The sequence below is a fragment of the Actinomadura barringtoniae genome (genome assembly GCF_017573505.1).
GTDB classification, from domain to species: domain Bacteria; phylum Actinomycetota; class Actinomycetes; order Streptosporangiales; family Streptosporangiaceae; genus Spirillospora; species Spirillospora barringtoniae.
The window spans coordinates 147,311-165,748 of sequence record NZ_JAGEOJ010000012.1 but is presented as its reverse complement, the minus strand read 5'-3'; the positions used below and the strand labels follow the sequence as shown (position 1 = coordinate 165,748).

The following is an 18,438-nucleotide window of genomic DNA, read 5'->3' as shown; positions in this document are numbered from 1 at the left end:
CTGGCTGACCATGGCCATGACCTCTCGCCAGCTGGAGTACTTCCGCGCCGTCGCCCGCGAACTGCACTTCACGCGGGCGGCCGAGGCGCTGCAGATCGCGCAGCCCGCGCTGTCGCAGCAGATCCGCAAGCTCGAACGCCAGCTCGGCGTGACGCTGTTCGAACGCGACAACCGGCGAGTGGAGCTGACCGAGGCGGGCACGGCGCTCCTGGCCCATGCCGAACGGGTGCTCTCCGACCTCAACGCGGTCGAGGAGGAGATGCGCGGCTGGGGCAAGGGGACGCGGGGACGGCTGCGGCTCGGCATCGCCCGCGGGCTGATCGCGTGGCTGCCCAAGCTGCTGGTGGAGTTCGGCGCGGAGTATCCGGGGATCGAGCTTCAGCTCCGCGAGATGAGCACTGCGGAGATGGTCGAGGAACTGGCGGCCGGGCGCCTGGACGCGGCGACGCTGGCTCGCGGGCCGGGCCTGCACGATCCTCGGCTCACGCTCCGGTCGCTCGGGACCGAGCCGCTGCTGCTGGCGGTCGGCCCGAAGAGCCCGTTCGCGCCGCACGGGGAGGCGGCCGTGGCCGACCTCGCCGGGCTCGACCTGATCGTCTTTCCGCCGGGTTCGGTGGTCCGGGACGTCATCATCGAGGCGCTGACGGACGCGGGGGTCCAGGCGCGGTTCCGGTTCGAGACGCGCGACTACGGAACGGCGCGAGCGCTGGTGAGCGCGGGGCTGGCCGCCGCGTTCATGCCCTCGTCCGTCGCCGCAGAGCCAGGCCCGCCGATCCGGACCGTACGGCTGGACCCCGAGCCGTTCTGGGAACGGTCGCTGGCCTGGCCCAACGGCCGCAGACCGGCCCCCGCGCTCGCCGCGTTCATCGGCTTCCTGAACGATAAGAAGAACATCTCAATGTGAGGCTCATCAGATATTGGACGTCTCATTCGCGCCGGGGGCATGATCGAGACAGCGGATGAGAAGGAGACAATCATGGATCGCTTTGAGCGCGGCGAGCACGAGTTCGAGCAGCTGATCGGTGTTCCGGCGGAGCCGGGCCTGGCCAGGATCAAGGCGTCGTCGCCGGATGTGCACGCGACGATGTTGGAGACGTTCGCGGGGCCGATGACGCACCCGGAGCTGAGCCGCCAGTTCCGCGAGCTGGCGAGCGTCGCGGTGATCGCGGCGCTCGGTGGTGCCGACGACAAGCTGGCCACGCACGTGCGCGGCGCGCTGCACCAAGGCATCGGGCCGGACGAGTTGCGGGCGCTGGCCGAGCATGTGGCGCTGTACGCGGGGTTCCCGCGCGGCCTGACCGCGCTTGAGGTCATCGACCAGGTGCTCACCGACGCCGGAATCCCGCAACCGGCCACACTGCACCGCGTTCGCCTCGCCGACCACGAGACCGTCGTGGCGCAGAAGGGCGACACCGGCCCGGCCGTCTTGCTGTCGCACTCGCTGGGTCTGGACTGGCGGATGTGGGAGCCGGTGATGGATCGGCTGGCGGTCGGCCGCCGGGTGTTCGCCTACGACATCCGCGGGCACGGCTCGGCCGCCGGGTCGCCCACCCCGTTCACCATGGACCAGGTCAGTGACGACCTGATCGGCGTGATGGACGCGCTCGGCTTGGACCAGGCGCATGTGGCCGGGTTGTCGTTCGGCGGAGGCATCGCGCAGACCGCTGCCGTCGCCCACCCCGAACGGTTCGCTTCCCTCACGCTTCAGGCCACGACCGACTTCGCGTTCACCGAGGCGTTCGAGGCTCGGGGCCGCTCGGGCGAGGTGGAGGGGATGCGGGCCCAGGTCGTGCCGACCCTAACGCGCTGGTTCACCGGGCCTGCCCTGGCCACCAACGACTGGGGTGTGCGCTACGCCCGCGAGCGGATCCTGCGGTTCCTGCCGCAGGACTGGGCCGCGGCCTGGCACGCCTTCAAGGACCTGAACGTCCAAGGCCGCCTGGCCGACTTCAAGGCCCCCGTCCTCGTTCTGGCGGGGGAGCTGGACGCCTCCACCACGCCGGAGATCATGTCCGGGATCGCCAAGGCCATCCCCGGATCGACCTACGTCGAACTCCCCGGCACCCCGCACATGCAGACCCTGGAGCAGCCTGGGCTGGTCGCCGACGCGCTCGACGAGTTCCTCCCGCGCGAGGCCTGACCCCGCCTGAGGCTTGACCAGCGCCGCCGCCTGACCCCGCGTCAGGCGGCGGCGCGTCCGACCAAGCGCTGGGCGACCGGCGGCACCTCACATTCGATGCCGTGGTTGAACGGATGGAACGGGATGGCACGCCTATCAAGTGCAGGCATCAATCCCGCGAATTGAGGAGTCATTCGTGCCATCGATGTCCATCCGGTCGTCCACGCGTGCAGGCGGGGCCGCCGTCCTGGCCGTCGCGCTGCTGACCGTTCCCCATTCCGCACATGCCCGGGCCGCCGCGGGGCCGATCCCGCCGCCGTCCGGGGGCGTGCTGTACGCCACGAACGCGGTCTCCGGCGACGTGTCATCCCTGGCGATCGGCCCAGGCGGCACCCTCTCGACGCTCGCCAAGCCCGTGTCCACCGGCGGCCAGTTCCCCCGCGGCATCGCACTCGCCACGAACGGGTCCACCGCCTACGTCGTCAACAGTGATTCGAGCACGATGTCGGTGTTCCGCGTGGGAGTGCGCGGCGCGCTCCAGCCGAACCCGCAGATCGTCAAGACCGGCGAGGAGCCGTGGGGAGCGACCGTCGCCCCGAACGGCCGGACCCTGTACGTCACCAACACCACCGACGCGACGATCAGGGCGTACCGGATCGGCCCGGACGGGACCCCCACCAGCCTGGGCGATTTCCGCACCACCTCGGATCACCCCAAGCAGACGGTCCTGACGCCCGACGGCCGGTTCCTGTATCTCGCGTACGCCGACGCGGACGAGACCGCCGACAGCCCGACGCGCGTCATCACCAGATACGCCGTACGCGCGGACGGCACGCTCGGGCCGCCGCAGGACGTGGCCAAGGTCGAGCCCGCCGACTTCGGGATCGCGATCAGCCCCGACGGCGGCCTGGTGTACGTGAGCTCGAACGCCACGGACAAGGTCTGGGGGTTCCGGCGCGGCGCGGACGGCTCGCTGACGCCCGTGCCCGGATCGCCGTTCGCCGCGCCCGAGTCCCCGACGGGGCTGAAGGTCACGCCCGACCGGCAGCATCTGTACGTCGCCGCCAACGACGGAGACTCGCCTCCCGGCGGCCTGCTCGGCTACACGATCCGCGCGGACGGCTCGCTCGAACCGACCGCGGACTCGCCCGCCCCCACCCCCGACGGAGCCGAGGCCGCGGCGGTCGCGATCACACCGGACGGCAAGGACGTCTTCGCCGCCATCCGCGACACCAACCAGGTGTCGGCGTTCGCGATCGGCGCCGGCGGCCGGCTGAAGGAGGCGCCGGGATCGCCGTTCCTCACGGGCGGGGAGCGACCGCTGAACCAGTCCCTGGCCGTACGCCCGGCGCCCTAGCCGCTCCTCGCCGGAGAACTTCTCCCGGGCGGACTGCCTTTAAGGTGCGGTCATGCGCGCTTCGAGCGATGAGATCGTCCAGTACGCCGCCGGGCTGATCGTTGAGGGGGTGCGGCTGGACACCAGGGAGATCGCCGCTCGGTTCGGGATGTCGCGGACGACCTTGTTCAGGCGGGTGGGCAATCGCGAGGAGTTGATGGGCGAGGCGCTGTGGTGGCTGGCCGAGCGGGCGTTGGCGCGTGCGGCCGAGCGGTGGGACGACCAGTACGGGACCGCGGTGCGCGACGAGAAGGGCGTGCTGCGGTCCCTGCGGGTTCTGGAGTTCTACGGTGCGACGGCGGTCAACGACGCCGGATTCGTACGGCTGCTGGAGAACGAGCCGGTGGTGGCGATGCGGGTGCTGACCGATCCGCACGGGCGGGTTCAGCCGCGTGCGGCGGCCGCGCACGTGGCGTTGTTCGAGCGGGACGTCGCCGATGGCGGGTTCATGCCGCTGGTCGATCTGGAGACGCTGGGGTACGCGGCCGTGCGCCTGCACGAGGCGGTTCTGTATTCCGATGTCCTGGCTGGTCACACCGCGAACTTCCCGGCGGCGGTCACGCTGGTCCGCAAGCTTGTGGAGGGTGTACTGCAGGTCCCGAACGCCGATGGTGGGGGAACGAGCGGCTGAGGGACCCTTGTGTAACACTTCGCATAGGTGTTCCATGTGTGTCCCAGGCCACACCCGTAGGGCCTACGGCGTGGTCCCCGATGGCCAGGACCCACCTGGCCCACCCCCTCGGAGACGCCCATGCAACCCACCCGCGTGAAGCGCCGGCTGGCCACGATCACCGCGGCCACCTGTTTGAGCGGGGCCGCGCTCGCGGCCCCCGCACACGCCGACACCACCCCTTCCGGCGCCAACGACTGGAACTGCAAGCCCACCGCGGCACACCCCTACCCGGTCGTGCTGGTCCACGGCACCACCGCCAACTCGGCGCTCAACTGGGCCACGCTGTCGCCCGAGCTCGCCAAGGCGGGGTACTGCGTCTTCGCCTTCGACTACGGCATGACCTGGGTGTCGGGCGGCCTGATCGGCGGGCTCAGCGACATCGCGGGCTCGGCCAAGACCATGAGCGCGTTCGTCGACCGGGTCCTGGCCGCCACCGGCACCACCAAGGTCGACGTGGTCGGGCACTCGCAGGGCGGCATGATGCCCAACTACTACATCAAGCGGCTCGGCGGCGCCGCCAAGGTGCACACGCTGATCGGCCTGGCGCCCAGCAACCACGGCACCACGGTCAACGGCCTGATCGACCTCGTCCGGGCGGCAGGCCTCCTCGGCCGGATCGCCGGCTTCTACAACCTGCTCGGGTTCCCCGCGTTCATCCAGCAGACGGCGGGGTCGGACTTCCAGAAGGCCCTGTTCGCCGACGGCGACACCGTGCCAGGCGTCCGGTACGCCGTCATCGAGACCCGGCATGACATCGTCGTCACCCCGTACACCAACGCCTTCCTCCATGGCGGCGACGTCACCAACGTCCTGCTCCAGGACCAGTGCCCCGGTGACCCGGTCGGCCACGCCGGCCTGGCCTTCGACAGCCCCGCGCACCAGAACGTCCTGAACCTCCTCGGCCCCGACATTCCCGGCTTCAAGGCCACCTGCACCGGCTACGGCCCGGCCTTGTAGCCCAGTCCGGGAGCCGGGCTCGGATTCTTCGCCCGGTGGTGTCGGTTGGCGTCGAGCCCGTTCGTGGTCAGAGTGAGGCCGGCAACGAGCCGGTCCCCACTCGCGAGGAGAACATCGTGACCGCGACGTACACCTTCGACATCTTCTCCACCCTCGACGGCTACGCCTCGTACAACAGTGACGGCGACTGGGGCGGCTACTGGGGTAAGCAAGGCCCCGAGTTCCTCGACCGCCGCCTCGCCCTGTACGGCGAGGAGCAGCGGATGGTCCTCGGGGCCAACACCTTCCGGCAGTTCGTGCAGGCGCTGGGCCCGAGCACCGAGGAGTCCAAGGTGACCGACCCGGTCAACACCCGGATGAGGAACCTGCCGACAACGGTGGTGTCGACCACCCTGCGAGGTCCCCTCGACTGGCCGGACGCGACCCTGGCGAGCGGGGACGCCGTTGACGTCGTCGCCCGCCTCAAGAAGGAGTCGACGGTGCCGCTGCGCTCGAACGGCAGCCTGTCGATGAACCGGGCACTGATGGCCGCCGGTCTCGTCGACCGCGTCCAGCTGACGATCTTCCCCGTGATCAGCGGCCGGACGGGAGCGGACCCGGTCTTCCAGGACGCGGCCGACTTCGACCTCGAACTGATCGAGAGCCGCACGCTCGACGGCCACACCCAGGAGCTCATCTACCGGCCCACGCTGCACGCATGAGCCCGCCCATCCGCCGCCCCGGCGCCGGGGACGGCTGGACCGCTACCGCCCAGATCGCCAGCGGTCTGGAGAGACTCGCTAGCTCCGCTTGATCTCCGCCACGAAGCTGCGGAACGCGCCGACGCCGAACGACAACATCGGCCCATCCGGATCCTTCGAGTCCCGCACGGCCACCATGTTCAGTTCGTTGGCCAACTCGACGCAGGCGCCACCGTTTGACCCGCTTGCCGACGCCTTGCGCCAGCCTGCGAGCTCGACGCAGTCGCCGCCATTGGATCCGGTGTAGCTGGATTTGCGCCATTGCATGTTGGTCAGGTCCATCGTTGTTCCACCGTTCTACGGATGAGGTCGATCGACATGCCCACTGGGAGGGCCTGCGCGCGAATGGCGTTGAAAGACGTGTTGAGCGTGAGGATGTCTTCGTTGCTGCTCAGCGTCATCCCGCGGGCGCCTGTGTCCACATACGCCACCTCAGCCCTGTTCTCCAGAGTCGCCAGAACGAAGCCGCCAGTGTTGCCGGGGTGTCGAGCTCCATTGGGCACGATCTGGATCGTAGTCCCCGTTTCCGCAGCAGTGATCAGTCGTTCGAGTTGCTCGCGCATGATGCGTGCGTCGCCGATTTGATTGAGCAACGCGAGTTCGGAGAGCACGACCGTGACGGCGGGAGGCGGCGGGTCTTCGCGGGTGAGGAGTGCTTGTCGCCCCATCCTCGCTTCGACCGCAGCACGGTCACCGCCCAGCACGATTTCAGCGTACTCCTCGTTTTGTAGCAGCCCCCAAACGGCTAGGGGCTGGTAAGTCATCAGGGTGTTGGCCTTGGATTCGACCTTGGGCCAGTTGAACCAGACAGGGAATGCGGCGTGCATGACGAAGTCGTCCCAAAGGGACGGCAGCGTGCCTCGGGTGTCGAGGACATCGTCCATGGTGACGGCGAGTTCGCGTTGGCAGCGGGACTCGCCTCGTTCAATGGCACCGATGAACGAGCCGGTGACGTGTGTCTTCTGGCCAAGTTGTTCCTGCGACAAGCCGGTCAGGTCGCGAAAGCGCTTGACCTGCTTGCCGAAAGCCTTGAGCGGGGTCTGCTCGTCAGAACGACGGGGGGTCATCGTTCACCACTCCTCACACAACTGGCGGCAACCGCTCGCAAACGGCCGCGAAGCCTGGCGAGTGGGCGCACGCCTGTGACGCCTTTGTCACTCTAAGTATTACTACCGCGACCACGCTTGGCGCCAGATCGAACGAAGAGAGGTGATCTGGTGCCAAGCGTGGTCCTCGGCATGATCCGGCTGCCTGCGACGGACACGAGCGCGAAGGCCGCCCGCGATCTGGCGGCCGCGGTGGCGCGTAGCTGGCAGCTGGAGAGCGACGTCGAGTATCGGGCTCGGCTCGTCACGGCCGAGCTGGCCACCAACGCCATCCGGTACGGGAGCGGGAGCACGATCCGGGTCGTGGTGTCGCGGGCGGGGACTCGGCTGCGGGGCGAGGTGCACGACGGTTCCGTACGGCTACCCGTACGGCAGCGGCCGACGCCGTGCGACGAGTCGGGGCGGGGGCTGATCCTCGTCGAGCACGTCGTCACGGCCTGCGGCTCGTTCGTGACGGAGACGGGCAAGGCGGCCTGGTTCGAGATCGAGGCGAAGTGGCCACTGGATTCGGCTTTCAGGCAGAGCTGAAAGGGGTGGCCGTCCCGGCCTCCGCAGCTAGTGGCCATCGGCCTCTAGAAGCCGATGGCCTCGCGGAGGAGGAGGACTGTGCCTCGGCCGGGGATGTACTCGGCGTTGAGGATGAGGAGGCGGTTGATGGCGCTGGGCATCCCGTAGACCTGCTCGGACCGGACGTTCTCCAGCGGGAGGCAGTGGTCCTCGACGCGGCGGAGCGCGGTTTCCAGGTCGGGGACGATCTTCTGGGCGCCGACGATCCAGATCGAGCGGGCGGCGCCGCCGGAGTGGGCGGGCAACTGGCTTCCGCTGCCCGAGGCGATCACCAGGGAGCCGGTCTCGGTGACCGCGTGAACACTGCCCACCGAGACGTCGGGGCTGGCACGGAGCCTGCGGATCTCGTTCGCCTGGGTGGCGCGGTCCATGGCCAGGGTGCGCGGCTTGACGCCCTCGTACCGCCCGCTCTCGTTGAGGTCGTCGTCGATGCCGGACAGGCGGAGGGTCTCGCTGGCCGCGGTGAGGACGCTGGCGCCCCCGGGGATCAGCTCCTTGATGCGGGTGCGGGCGGCGGCGACGTCATCGAGGATCTCGACGGTGAAACCGTTGGTGGCCAGGGCTTTGGCGGCCCGCTCCAGGCTCTGCTCGGTGGCCGGGGCGGTGAAGGTGGTGGTGGTCATGATGGCTCTGAGCTCCTCGTTAGCTGGATGATGTGTTCGTCTCAGCAGTCCGACAACGCAGGCCCGCGGAATGTGAGGCCTGACATTCGGGGGCGCTGTCTTGTCGGAGTGGTGAAGGCGAAGACGAGCTAGGGAGCCGGCGGCATCATGACCACAGACCTGGACGCGATCATGCGCGAGCGGCGCCAGCTGATCAATCTCGCGTACCGGCTGCTGGGCTCGCTGGCCGAGGCCGAGGACGCCGTTCAGGAGACCTACACGCGCTGGTACGCGATGTCGCAGCAGGAGCAGGACGCCATCGACTCGCCGGGCGCCTGGCTGACGACCGTGGCCAGCCGCATCTGCCTCAATGTGCTCGGGTCGGCGCGGGTGCGGCGCGAGACCTATGTGGGGGACTGGCTGCCTGAGCCGCTTCCAGACGGCGGTGCCGATCCGGTGGACCGGGTGACGCTGGACGAGTCGGTCAACCTGGCGTTCCTGGTCGTGCTGGAGTCGATGACCCCGGCCGAACGGGTCTCGTTCATCCTTCACGACGTCTTCTGTCACTCGTTCGCGGAGGTCGCCGAGATCGTCGGCCGTACCCCGGCGGCGTGCAGGCAACTGGCCTCCTCGGCCCGCCGCCGCGTCCGGGCGGCCTCGCGGCCGTCGGCCGCCCAGTCGGCCGAGCACGCCGGGATCGTCAGGGACTTCAAACAGGCGTGGGAGGCCAAGGACATCGAGGCCATCATCGGCCTCCTCGACCCCGGCGCCACGGCGACCGCCGACGGCGGCGGGTTCGTCACGGCGTTCCTCGACCCCATCCAGGGCGGCGAGCAGATCGCGCGCGCCTGGATCGAGATCGCCGGGCGGCGGTCGGACGGGTCGAGGTTCGTGGAACGCACGGTCAACGGCCAGCCGGGGCTGGTGACCGAGAAGGACGGCGCCGTCGTGTCGGTGTTCGCGTTCGAGATCGCGGACGGCCGGATCACGCACATCTGGGTCGTGCGCAACCCCGCCAAGCTCCGCCGCTGGGCGGAGAGCTAGGCCGTCGGGTCGGGGCCGAGCGCGACGTTCAGCAGATCACCGAGCGCGTCGAGCTGCTCAGGCGACAGGTGCTGGAACGAGGACTCCAGGACCGCGTCGACCGCCTCCTGCCCCTCGGCGCGCAGCCGTTCGCCCTCGTCGGTGAGCTTGTGCTTCACCGCCCTGCCGGGCCCGGGGACGCGTTCGATCAACCCGCGGTCGGCCATCCGGACCGCCAGCGACCCGAACGACTGGTCGGTCTGGAACGTCAGCACCGCCAGATCGTGCAGCGAGGCGTCCGGCTGCCGGTGCAGGTGGCGCAGGGTGTCCCACTGAACGAGTGAGAGCCCGAGCGGCGCCAATGCACCGCTGAGTGCGCGGTGGTGGCGGTACTGCAGCCGCTTGACGGCCAGGCCGAGGTCTCCAGGGCGGTACTTCATGGCCGAGATCCTACCCAGCTTGCTTATATAAGGATACTTATCTAAGGTTCCTTATATGACCTCCTCCATTCCGGCCGGCACGCTCCGGCCCACGCGCACGCTCCAGATCGGCCCCATGACCGTCCAGGACCGCGATCGCACCCGCCCGTTCCTGCTGCTGCACGGCGGTGGCGGCCTGCCGACCATGACCGGCTTCGCCGACCTCCTCGCCGAACGCACCCACTCCCGCGTGCTGCTCCCCACCCACCCCGGCTTCGGCGGCACCCCCAAGGCCCCCGACCTGACCGACGTCACGGCCCTGGCCCGCGCGTACGTCGCGCTGCTCGACGAGCTCGACCTCACCGACGTGACCGTGGTCGGCAACTCGTTCGGCGGCTGGCTCGCCGCCGAGATCGCCCTCCAGCACAGCCCGCGCGTCAGCGGCGCCGTCATCGTCGACGGGATCGGCATCGACGTCGGCGGCCACCCGATGACCGACGTCAGCGGCATGTCCCCGGCCGAGATCCGCACGTTCTCGTTCCACGACCCGAGCAAGCTGCCCGTCCCGCCCGGTGGCGGCAGCGGGCCGAGCCCGGACGTGCAGGCGCTCATCGGCTACGCAGGCCCCGCGATGACCGACCCGGGGTTGCTCGACCGCCTCGCCGCCATCGACATCCCCGTTCACGTGCTGTGGGGCGAAAGCGACCGCATCGTCGACCCCGACTACGGCAAGGCCTACGCTGCCGCCATCCCGACGGCCACGTTCACCCTGCTGCCCCGTACCGGCCACCTGCCCCAGGTCGAGACGCCGGAGGAACTGCTCGGAGCCCTGCTCGACCTCGGAGGCCGCTGACATGACCACGCCACTGAAGGTGACCCGGATCGGGCACGCCTGCCAGCTGATCGAGATCGGCGACCACCGCGTCCTCACCGACCCGTGGTTCACCCAGACCGCGACGTACTACCAAGGCGAGCCGATCGCCGCGACCGTGCAGACCCTCGGCCGCATCGCCGCCCTGGTGATCAGCCACGAGCACTACGACCACTGCGACCTCGACGCCCTGCTGGCCGGAGCCTTCGACCTGGACGTGCCGCTCATCGGCCCCGGCACGGTCACCGCCCTCGCCCAGGCCAAGGGCTTCCGCAACGTCCGCACTGTCGAGGCGTGGGAGAGCACCGCGGTCGGCGATCTGACCGTGACGGCGACGCCCGGTCTGCACGGCGTGCACGAGGTCACGTTCGTGATCCAGGGCGGGGACCGCACCGTCTTCTTCGGTGGCGACTCGCTGCGCGTCCCGGAGTTGGACACCCTCCCCGAACGATTCGGCCGCATCGACCTGGCGATCCTGCCGACCAACGGCCTGTGCGTCCGCCCGATGAACATGAAGCAGGTCGTCATGGACGCCGAGGAGGCGGCCAGGCTGACCGCCGTTCTGCGGCCGACGCTCGCCGTAGCGCACCACTACGCGTTCCACAGCGGCCGCCTCGGCGACCAGATGATCACCAAGGGGGACCAGGACCCCCGCCACTACGCCGACGCCGTCGCGCGCCTCGCCCCCGACGTGGATGTACGTCTCGTTCTGCCCGGCGTCCCGGTGGTCGTCCCCGCTTAGCGCGTTTCCACGGTGCCGAGCGGGCACTCGGCGGCCGCGAGCGCGGCGACGGAGTCGGCCCAGGCGGTGTCGCCGGGGTAGAGCTCGCTGCGCAGGTACGCCCAGATCATCGCGCGGACGACGGCGACCCGTTCGGGGTTCTCGTCGGAGGTCTCGGTGGAGTCGAAGCCGGAGATACCGCCCAGCGTGTGCTCGCCTTCGGCCACGTAGAGGGCGGTCTTGGGGGAGGGGCTCTGGGTGTAGGCGTCGCTGCGCCAGGTGTCGCGCGCGCTGAAGAACGGGTGGTGGTCGTTCGTGCCGATCACCACGAGGACGGGCGGCGTCATGGCGTCGAAGGTGCTGTGGCCCACGGCCGGGTAGTGCTCGGCCGCTCCCTCCGCCAGGTCTCGGCCCAGCCCGGGAGCGCCGATCATCACGCGCGCGCCGATGCGGTCCTCGATGTCGCTGGTGGGGTTTCCGTCGGCGTCCACGTCGCCCATGCCCGACAGCAGGCCGATCGTGTGCCCGCCCGCGGAGTGGCCGACCGCGGCGATTCAGTGAATTCCTCTCCCGGATCGACCTGTGATTACCACGAGAACACGGCTTGAATCTGTCCGTGCACACCGGGGTCAGGCCGCCGACTCCGTCATTGCGGGCAAGGTTTCAGGTTCGGGAACGGGCGGCCGCCGTTGAGCCGGCCGCATATCGGGTCCGAGACGACCTTGCCATCGCGCATCGTGACCTTGATCAGGGTGAGGCCGCGGTTGGTGGGGGCACCGGCCTGATGGAGATCTTCGCGGAAGTCGATGTCGCCGGTGGCGCCCTTGCGGGCGTAGAGGCGGCGCAGTTCGAGCAGGACCATGCCCGAGCCGACGGACGCGCTCCCGGCCACCTGCGAGGAGTCGCCGTCGTCGCGGTTCAGGCCGAGATCGTCCATGGCGTTCTGGGCCGACTGGGCGAGGGCCGTGGTCGCGTCATAGGTGAGCTCCATCTGGCCGTCGACCAGCAGCGGCTCGGTCGCCGAGACGCGCGGGGCGCCGATGCCGAGCTCGTTGCGGGCCAGCAGGAAGAAGTCGTTGCTCTGGTCGGCGTTGCCGGCGATCAGCGTCGGCAGGTGGACGAAGGCCGTGTAGTAGACCGTGATCTGCGGGTCGAGCGGGACCTGGCCCTCGCCGGAGCCGAGAGGCGCCTTGGTGATGTCGTCGCCGGAGATGAGCACGAGCTTGTGCGTGGTGCAGCCGCCCTGGGTCAGGCCGTACATGAGCCCGCGCAGGTCCTCGGCGCGGCCGGCGTAGTAGATCAGGCTGTAGGGGGATCCGCCGTCCTGCTGGCAGGCGGCCCGGACCTTGCTGGCGACGTCGTTGCCGTCGACGTAGCGCACCGTGCTCGTGCGCTTCGGCGCCAGCGCCCGCTCGACATCGCGGGCGATCTCGCCGCTGTAGATGTCGCCGGACGGCCCCGGCTCGCGGTGCACCATCATCATGTGGCCGATGGACCGGGTGCCGAGCTCGGCGCTGATCGCCGCGCGCGACGCCAGGGCCTCTTCGTGGTCGGTGGCGGCGAGGCCGTAGTAGTGCGGGAGTCCCGGATTGTCGTCGGAGGAGTTGACGGTGGCCAGGACCGGCAGGCCCGCCTGCCCGAGGCGCCGGATCGCGGCCTGCGAGCGCTCGGTGTTGCGGCCCATCCCGACCACGCCGACCATGGTCGGGTCCTGCCTGGCCAGGTGCAGGATCCGGTCCACGGTGTGCTCGGAGAACGCCATGTCCTGGCCGGTGTTGGCGGGCAGCAGCCGCACCTTCATCCGGTTGCCGATCGTTCCCGCCTTGCTGGACTGGTTGTTGCGGATCTGCGCGAGGTAGGCCCCGGCGAGCTCGCGGATGCTGGAGACGGTCAGGTCGCTCTGCCCCGAGCCCGCGGTGAAGATCCCCGCGTACACGAGGGTCACGTACGGTTCGGGGCCCGACTCCACCCGCTTGTTCTCGTCCTCGATCCTGGCCTCGACGTCGGCGAGGGTGAGCTGCGCGCCACGGTTGCCCGCGCTGATGGGGCGCCGCTTGCCGTCCAGCCCGAGGCTGTCGGAGCTGCGCTCGAAGCGGACGCCGTGCGTGGACACGCCGACGCACTCGCGGCTGCCGTCGGGGTTGGTCTGCAGGCGGGTGTCGGCGTTCCAGCTGAACGGGACGCCGACCCGGCAGTAGGTGGAGCGCAGCTGGACCTGCACGTAGGTCGCCGCGATCCCGCACAGCAGCACCGCTGCGATCAGCCCCCGCCGCGACCACAGCCACGTCCAGCGCGGCCGCCGCCGCGGAACCAGGTTCGCGGGCGTCTCGGGCGCGTGCTCCGCGCTCGGAGCCGGGATCCGCAGCAGCCAGGGGAGCAGCACGGCCTGGCTGGGGGCCTGTGAGGTGCTCAGCGAGGATCGCCACTGCTCGTATCGTTCCTGCGCGGACAGGTTCTCCTCGGGTTCCAGCGTGAGCCCGGACAGGACGTCGCGCTGGTCGGCGCCGATGGACGCGACCGCCAGGAGGGGATGGAACTCGCTGCGCCGGGAGCGGATGTCGCTCATCGCCGAGATCACCTCAAGGCCCCCGTTGGCCTCGCGGACGTCGGAGAGGAACACCACCGGCGGCGCCGGTCGCTTGAAGCCGCGCAGGCTGGGCGTGAGCTTGTTGTGGTTGTCGCGCAAGTCCTCGAGCAGGGCGAATGTCTTGACCTGCAACAGGAACCGCATCGCGCCCGGTTTGCCGAGCCGTTCGAAAACGCTGTGCAGGCGGCCCTCGAAACCCACCTCACCGCCGTCGTCGTCGCCGTCCCCGAGCACCGCGAAGAACGAAGAATTGGCCAGCCACCGATAGCGGCTGCCGAACCCGAGCCTGGACAGGACCGGCAACCAGATCCTGCGGGCGGTCAGCGCGGCCAGCATGAGCAGCACCCCGGCCAGGAGCACGGCCGCCGTGATGAGCAGGCGGCGCGGCGTCTGCTCGGCGATGCCGCCCGCCAGAACGGCGATCACGGCGACCACCGAGGCGCCCAGGGTCGACCACCACGCGGGCGCCTTGAACGGGCCGCCCTGCCAGGGGAACAGCCCGGCGTTGTCGTTCCAGGCCTTCACCGCCGCGGCGGGCGAACGCCGTACCGGTCCCGGCGACGATGATCCGTCAGGGCCCGGTTCGGACGCGGCGGTCTGGATCGAGCGGACCAGATCCGACCGCGGGAACCGGTACCGGCCGTACGACGAGGCGGCACGCGACCACGTCAGCCGTTGAGACAGAAGATCGACCAGTGCGATCCCCTCGGCCACGCCGTCCACTCCCGCTCCGCCCGTGCCGCCCGCTCCGCCCGTACCGGCCGCGGGGAGCGTGGGAGACAACGACGGCAGGTTCAGCTCGTTGGCCACCCGCCGCAGCGCCTCCAAGGCCTGTTCGGGGTCGCCCGCCTCATCGCGTGCGGGCTCCAGCACGATGACCGGGAACGAACGCGCGTTGCGGCGCAGCGGCAGCCTGCTGGTCAGCCAATCGAACAGCGCGAACAGATCCTGCCCGGCTGACGTCTGCGATGAGTACAGCGGATGCTGTGGAGGGGAGCCCAACGGGTACCGTCCCTGTCGGCCGAGGGGAAATGCCGTCGCCCGGGAAGCGTAGCGTCCGATCCAGAAGGGACCATGAGCCTGCCGAGCCGGTCATGTGTCCGCTTCCGGCGGTCAGGCCGTGGACTCCGCCGTGGACTCCGCCGTTGATTCCGCAGCGGCGAGGCAGGCGCGGATGTAGTCGCGCAGGACCGGGTCGGTGTCGTCGCGGCGCCAGATGACGGCGAACTCGCTCGGCGGAGCGTCCTCGACGAGGCGGTACTCGATGCCGGGACGCTGGTAGATCCGGGCGCTGGACTCGCTGATGAGGGCGACGCCGAGGCCGGAGGCGACCGCCTGGAGCCAGTCCTCGGAGTTGTCGACCTCGACCGCGATGCGGGGGCGGCTGCCGAACTGCTCGGTGCACAGCCAGAAGTCCTGCAGCGGGCCGGACGAGGTCGGCAGGGCGATGAAGTCCTCGCCGCGCAGGTCTTCCAAGCGCAGCGAGGAGCGGGCGGCGAGGGGGTGGCCCGCGGGGAGGCCGACGAAGCGGCGCCAGCGGATGAGGACCTCGTAGTCGAGCCGTTCCAGGCCGGGGATCGGGAGCGTGAGCAGGGCCGCGCTCACCTGACCCTGCAGAACGCGGCCCGCGGGATCGGTCCAGTCGCCCAGGCGCAGGTCGATGTGGCGGTCCGGGCGAAGGCGGGCGAACTCCTTGTTGATCGCCGAGAGCAGGGTCGAGTCGACCATGGAGTGGTAGCCGACGCGGATGACCCGTTCGGCGGCGTTGCGGGCGGCCTGGGCGTCGCGCAGCCAGGTGTCGAAGTCGGCGAGCATGCGATGGGCGACCGGCAGGAGCCTGCGGCCCGCGTCGGTGAGCGCGACGCCCTGGCGGTTGCGGACGAACAGTTGGACGTTCAGCTCGGTCTCCAGGCGCCGGATCGCCTTGGACAGCGCGGGCTGGGCGATGTAGAGGCGTTCGGCGGCGCGAGTGAAGTGGAGCTCTTCGGCGACCGCCACGAAGTACTCCAGGAGCCGCAGGGGCACATCCATGCCGGAATCGTAATGCCTGACAGGCATAACGAAGGGTCTTGGCGGGGGACTGCCGGAGCGAGTGATCGTGAGCCTCATGACGAACATCAGTCCGTGGCCCGGGATGGGCGCGGTGGTCGCGACCTCGATCGCGGCGATGACGCCGGTGTTCGGCGTCGCGGCGCTCGCCACGCCGATCGAGCACGGCACCGGCCTTTCGGCCACCGGCTTCGGCCTGGCGCTGAGCGCCTTCTTCGCCGTCAGCGCGCTCGGGGCGCCCGTCGCGCGGCGGTTGGCCGGCCGGTTCCCGGTGCCGGTGCTGCTGGCTTTCATGAACGTCGTCGCGGGGATGTCGCTGCTGCTGGCGACCACCGGGGCGCTGGTGGTCGCGATGGTCGTGGGCGGGGTGGGGAACGCCTTCACCCAGCCCGTGGCCGGTCGGTATGTGAGCGCGCGGGTGCCGCAGGGGCGGCTGTCGCTGGCGACCGGGCTCGTCAGTGCCGCACTCGGGGCGGCTCCGCTGCTGCCCGGTCTGCTGGCCGCGCTCGTCGCCGGACCGTACGGGTGGCGTGTGGCGCTCGGTGTGGCGGTGGTCTTCCCGGTGGTCTTCCTGTGCGCTGTGCCGCTGGCGCGGGCGGATCAGGCGGCGGCGCGGGGCGAGGTCGCGGCTCGGGGTGAGGCCGCGGCCCGGGGTGAGGCCGCGGCTGCTCCGCGGTCGGCGTCCGTGCAGCGGGTGCTGGTGCTGTGGGCGCTCGCGGCGGCGCTGGCGACGGTCGGTTCAAATGCTGTGGCGTCTTACTTCGTCCAGCTCGGGACTCACTCGGGGCTGTCCACGGCGGTCGCCGGGCTGATGCAGGCGGCGGCTTCGATCGTCGCCATCGGTGTGCGGCTGGTCGCCGGTGGGCTGGCCGACCGGGCTCCGCATCGGAACCCTGTTGTCGTGGCCGTCATGATGCTCAGCGGCGTGGTCGGGCTGACGCTGATCTCGCTCGGCGTCCCGGCCGCGTTCATGGCCGGTGCGGTGCTGGCCGTCGCGGGCGGCTGGGGCTGGACCGGGCTGCTGCTGGCCGCGGTGATCCGGCTGCTGCCCGGCGAGGGAGCCAGGGCCGGGGCGACCGTTCAGATCGGGCTGTTCGGCGGTGCGGCGGTCGCGCCGTTCGCGTTCGGGGCGGCGAGCACCGCGTTCGGCACCGCGACGACCGTGCTGGTCGCGGCCGGTGTCGTGGCGGCGGGTGCCGCCTGCCTCATCGCGGGCGCGCGCCTGCAAGCACCTCGCACAGAACGTCCAGAGCACGCGGATAGCCGCGGTCGGACGGAGCCGCGAATCCGATCAGAAGCCCCTGGGGCCGGTTTTCTGGAGAGTGGTGGAGTTCGGTGAGGCCGCGCAGGGCCAGGCCGCGTTCGGCGCAGGCGGCGAGGAGGGCTTCCTCGTTGTCGAGCAGGACCAGGGCTGAGAGGCCCGCCGGGACTCCCTGCAGGGGGAGACGGTCGTTCAGGAGCATGCGGCGCTTGCGGTAGCGCAGGCGGGCTGCCCGGACGTGGCGGTCGTAGGCGTGCGTGGCCATGAGGTCGGCCAGAACGAGCTGGCCCAGCGTCTCGGTGTAGAGGTCGGCCTCCTCCTTGGCCTGAACGAACGGCTTCACCAGGTCGGGCGGCAGGACCATCCAGCCCAGGCGCAGCGCCGGGCCGAGCGTCTTGGAGACCGTTCCGCCGTAGACGACGTGCTCAGTCGCGATGCCCTGGAGGGCGCCGACGGGCTGGCGGTCGTAACGAAACTCGCCGTCGTAGTCGTCCTCGACCACCAGGCCGCCCGTGCGGCGCGCCCAGGCGCAGACGACCTGGCGGCGGCTCGGATGCAGGGGAACGCCGAGCGGATACTGGTGCGAGGGCGTCAGGAACGCGGCGCCTAGCCGGTTGGTGAGCGCCTCGGGCTGGGCGCCGCGCTCGTCGACCGGCAGCGGGACGGTGGTGAGCCCGGCGCGTTCGACGACCCCGCGGTAGTGGTTGTGGCCGGGGTCCTCGTAGGCGGAACGGCGAATGCCCTGGTCGTGGAGCACGCGGCCGAGCAGGCTCAGGGCCTGGTGGTAGCCGGACGTGACGACGATCAGCTCGGGGCGTGCCTGGACGCCGCGCGTCCGGCCCAGGTAGTCGGCCAGCGCGACGCGCAGCTCGATCCGGCCCTGCGGGTCGCCCGCGCCGAAGACCGAGGGATCGGCGCCAGCGAGCACGCGGCGGGTGGCCGCCAGCCAGGCTCCGCGTGGGAACGCGTTCACGTCGGGACGCCCGGGGCGCAGATCGTGCAGGGGCGGGGGCTGGAGGACGACCTCCGGGGCGTCCATGGGCGGGGGAGGGACGTCGGCGACGCGGGTGCCCGAGCCGGGGCGGATCGTGAGGTAGCCCTCGGCCGCGAGCTGGTCGTAGGCGGCGGTGACCGTTCCGCGCGACAGGCCCAGGTCGGCGGCCAGGCCGCGGGTGGACGGCAGCAGTGACCCGGCGGCGAGGCGGCCGTCGCGGACCGCCTCCCGCAGCGCCGACTCCAGCCCGGAACGCCGGCCGCCCTCGCCGGGCACGAGGTGGAGGTCGACTCGCGAACTGGACCAGGAATCGGGCATCGAACCGGATCTTAACCTTGGTCCGGTCGCGTTCT

General features: G+C 70.5%; 18 protein-coding genes and 1 pseudogene. 11 read left to right on the top strand and 8 right to left on the bottom strand.

What is annotated here, in order from left to right; genetic code table 11:
- Positions 1-16: 16 nt before the first annotated feature.
- The 6 genes from J4573_RS28730 to J4573_RS28705 all read left to right on the top strand — a co-directional run bounded on the left by J4573_RS28730 (position 17) and on the right by J4573_RS28705 (position 5,846).
- On the top strand, positions 17-904 hold the full coding sequence (locus J4573_RS28730; protein ID WP_208259015.1) for a LysR family transcriptional regulator: 888 nt from the start codon (positions 17-19) through the stop codon (positions 902-904).
- A gap of 72 nt (positions 905-976) precedes the next feature.
- Positions 977-2,140, top strand: coding sequence for an alpha/beta hydrolase (locus J4573_RS28725; RefSeq protein ID WP_208259014.1), 1,164 nt, complete (start codon positions 977-979; stop codon positions 2,138-2,140).
- A 184-nt stretch (positions 2,141-2,324) separates the two neighbouring features.
- Positions 2,325-3,476 (top strand): lactonase family protein, encoded by a 1,152-nt coding sequence (locus tag J4573_RS28720; RefSeq protein ID WP_243773765.1) that lies wholly within the window; start codon positions 2,325-2,327, stop codon positions 3,474-3,476.
- A 52-nt stretch (positions 3,477-3,528) separates the two neighbouring features.
- The gene (locus J4573_RS28715; RefSeq protein WP_208259012.1) at positions 3,529-4,146 is read left to right on the top strand and encodes a QsdR family transcriptional regulator; all 618 of its coding nucleotides are present in this window, start codon (positions 3,529-3,531) and stop codon (positions 4,144-4,146) included.
- A gap of 120 nt (positions 4,147-4,266) precedes the next feature.
- The gene (locus J4573_RS28710) at positions 4,267-5,145 is read left to right on the top strand and encodes an esterase/lipase family protein (protein ID WP_208259011.1); all 879 of its coding nucleotides are present in this window, start codon (positions 4,267-4,269) and stop codon (positions 5,143-5,145) included.
- Between the two features lie 116 nt (positions 5,146-5,261).
- Entirely contained in the window at positions 5,262-5,846 is a 585-nt protein-coding gene (locus J4573_RS28705) for a dihydrofolate reductase family protein (protein ID WP_208259010.1), read from the top strand.
- Positions 5,847-5,924: 78 nt separating this feature from the next.
- Here J4573_RS28705 and J4573_RS28700 read toward each other — a convergent pair whose 3' ends face one another.
- Together J4573_RS28700 and J4573_RS28695 are read right to left on the bottom strand one after the other, a co-directional pair.
- Positions 5,925-6,167, bottom strand: coding sequence for a DUF397 domain-containing protein (locus tag J4573_RS28700; RefSeq protein ID WP_208259009.1), 243 nt, complete (start codon positions 6,165-6,167; stop codon positions 5,925-5,927).
- Positions 6,158-6,952 (bottom strand): helix-turn-helix domain-containing protein, encoded by a 795-nt coding sequence (locus J4573_RS28695; protein WP_208259008.1) that lies wholly within the window; start codon positions 6,950-6,952, stop codon positions 6,158-6,160. The genes J4573_RS28700 and J4573_RS28695 overlap by 10 nt, the downstream gene beginning before the upstream one ends.
- A gap of 150 nt (positions 6,953-7,102) precedes the next feature.
- On the opposite strand from J4573_RS28695, the gene J4573_RS28690 reads away from it, so the two are divergent.
- Positions 7,103-7,519 carry an ATP-binding protein gene (locus J4573_RS28690; RefSeq protein ID WP_208259007.1) on the top strand — a complete coding sequence of 139 codons (417 nt, stop codon included), beginning with the start codon at positions 7,103-7,105 and terminating at the stop codon, positions 7,517-7,519.
- Between the two features lie 44 nt (positions 7,520-7,563).
- On the opposite strand, the gene J4573_RS28685 is transcribed toward J4573_RS28690, so the two are convergent.
- Positions 7,564-8,181 carry an LUD domain-containing protein gene (locus J4573_RS28685; RefSeq protein WP_208259006.1) on the bottom strand — a complete coding sequence of 206 codons (618 nt, stop codon included), beginning with the start codon at positions 8,179-8,181 and terminating at the stop codon, positions 7,564-7,566.
- A 147-nt stretch (positions 8,182-8,328) separates the two neighbouring features.
- Between J4573_RS28685 and sigJ the strand changes: the two genes are divergently transcribed.
- Entirely contained in the window at positions 8,329-9,204 is an 876-nt protein-coding gene (sigJ, locus tag J4573_RS28680; RefSeq protein ID WP_208259005.1) for an RNA polymerase sigma factor SigJ, read from the top strand.
- Here sigJ and J4573_RS28675 read toward each other — a convergent pair.
- Positions 9,201-9,623 (bottom strand): MarR family winged helix-turn-helix transcriptional regulator, encoded by a 423-nt coding sequence (locus J4573_RS28675; protein ID WP_208259004.1) that lies wholly within the window; start codon positions 9,621-9,623, stop codon positions 9,201-9,203. The genes sigJ and J4573_RS28675 overlap by 4 nt on opposite strands.
- A 55-nt stretch (positions 9,624-9,678) precedes the next feature.
- Here J4573_RS28675 and J4573_RS28670 point away from each other — a divergent pair, with 55 nt between their 5' ends.
- Together J4573_RS28670 and J4573_RS28665 are read left to right on the top strand one after the other, a co-directional pair.
- Entirely contained in the window at positions 9,679-10,455 is a 777-nt protein-coding gene (locus J4573_RS28670) for an alpha/beta fold hydrolase (protein WP_208259003.1), read from the top strand.
- A 1-nt stretch (position 10,456) separates the two neighbouring features.
- Positions 10,457-11,215, top strand: a complete 759-nt coding sequence (locus J4573_RS28665) for an MBL fold metallo-hydrolase (protein ID WP_208259002.1) — start codon at positions 10,457-10,459, stop codon at positions 11,213-11,215.
- Here J4573_RS28665 and J4573_RS28660 read toward each other — a convergent pair.
- The 3 genes from J4573_RS28660 to J4573_RS28650 all read right to left on the bottom strand — a co-directional run bounded on the left by J4573_RS28660 (position 11,212) and on the right by J4573_RS28650 (position 15,812).
- Entirely contained in the window at positions 11,212-11,694 is a 483-nt protein-coding gene (locus J4573_RS28660; protein ID WP_208259001.1) for a hypothetical protein, read from the bottom strand. The two genes, J4573_RS28665 and J4573_RS28660, sit on opposite strands and share 4 nt — an antisense overlap.
- Positions 11,695-11,840: 146 nt before the next feature.
- Positions 11,841-14,783: an ABC transporter substrate-binding protein gene (locus J4573_RS28655; protein ID WP_208259000.1), complete on the bottom strand. Its 2,943-nt coding sequence runs from the start codon at positions 14,781-14,783 to the stop codon at positions 11,841-11,843.
- Positions 14,784-14,894: 111 nt separating this feature from the next.
- A complete protein-coding gene (locus J4573_RS28650; protein WP_208258999.1) occupies positions 14,895-15,812 on the bottom strand; it encodes a LysR family transcriptional regulator in 918 nt (305 codons plus the stop codon).
- Positions 15,813-15,888: 76 nt separating this feature from the next.
- Between J4573_RS28650 and J4573_RS54285 the strand changes: the two are divergent.
- Positions 15,889-17,028 (top strand): annotated as a pseudogene (locus J4573_RS54285) (MFS transporter); the annotation flags it as partial.
- Positions 17,029-17,035: 7 nt separating this feature from the next.
- Here the strand turns inward: J4573_RS54285 and pdxR are convergent.
- Positions 17,036-18,403: a MocR-like pyridoxine biosynthesis transcription factor PdxR gene (gene pdxR, locus J4573_RS28645; protein WP_208258998.1), complete on the bottom strand. Its 1,368-nt coding sequence runs from the start codon at positions 18,401-18,403 to the stop codon at positions 17,036-17,038.
- Positions 18,404-18,438: the final 35 nt, after the last annotated feature.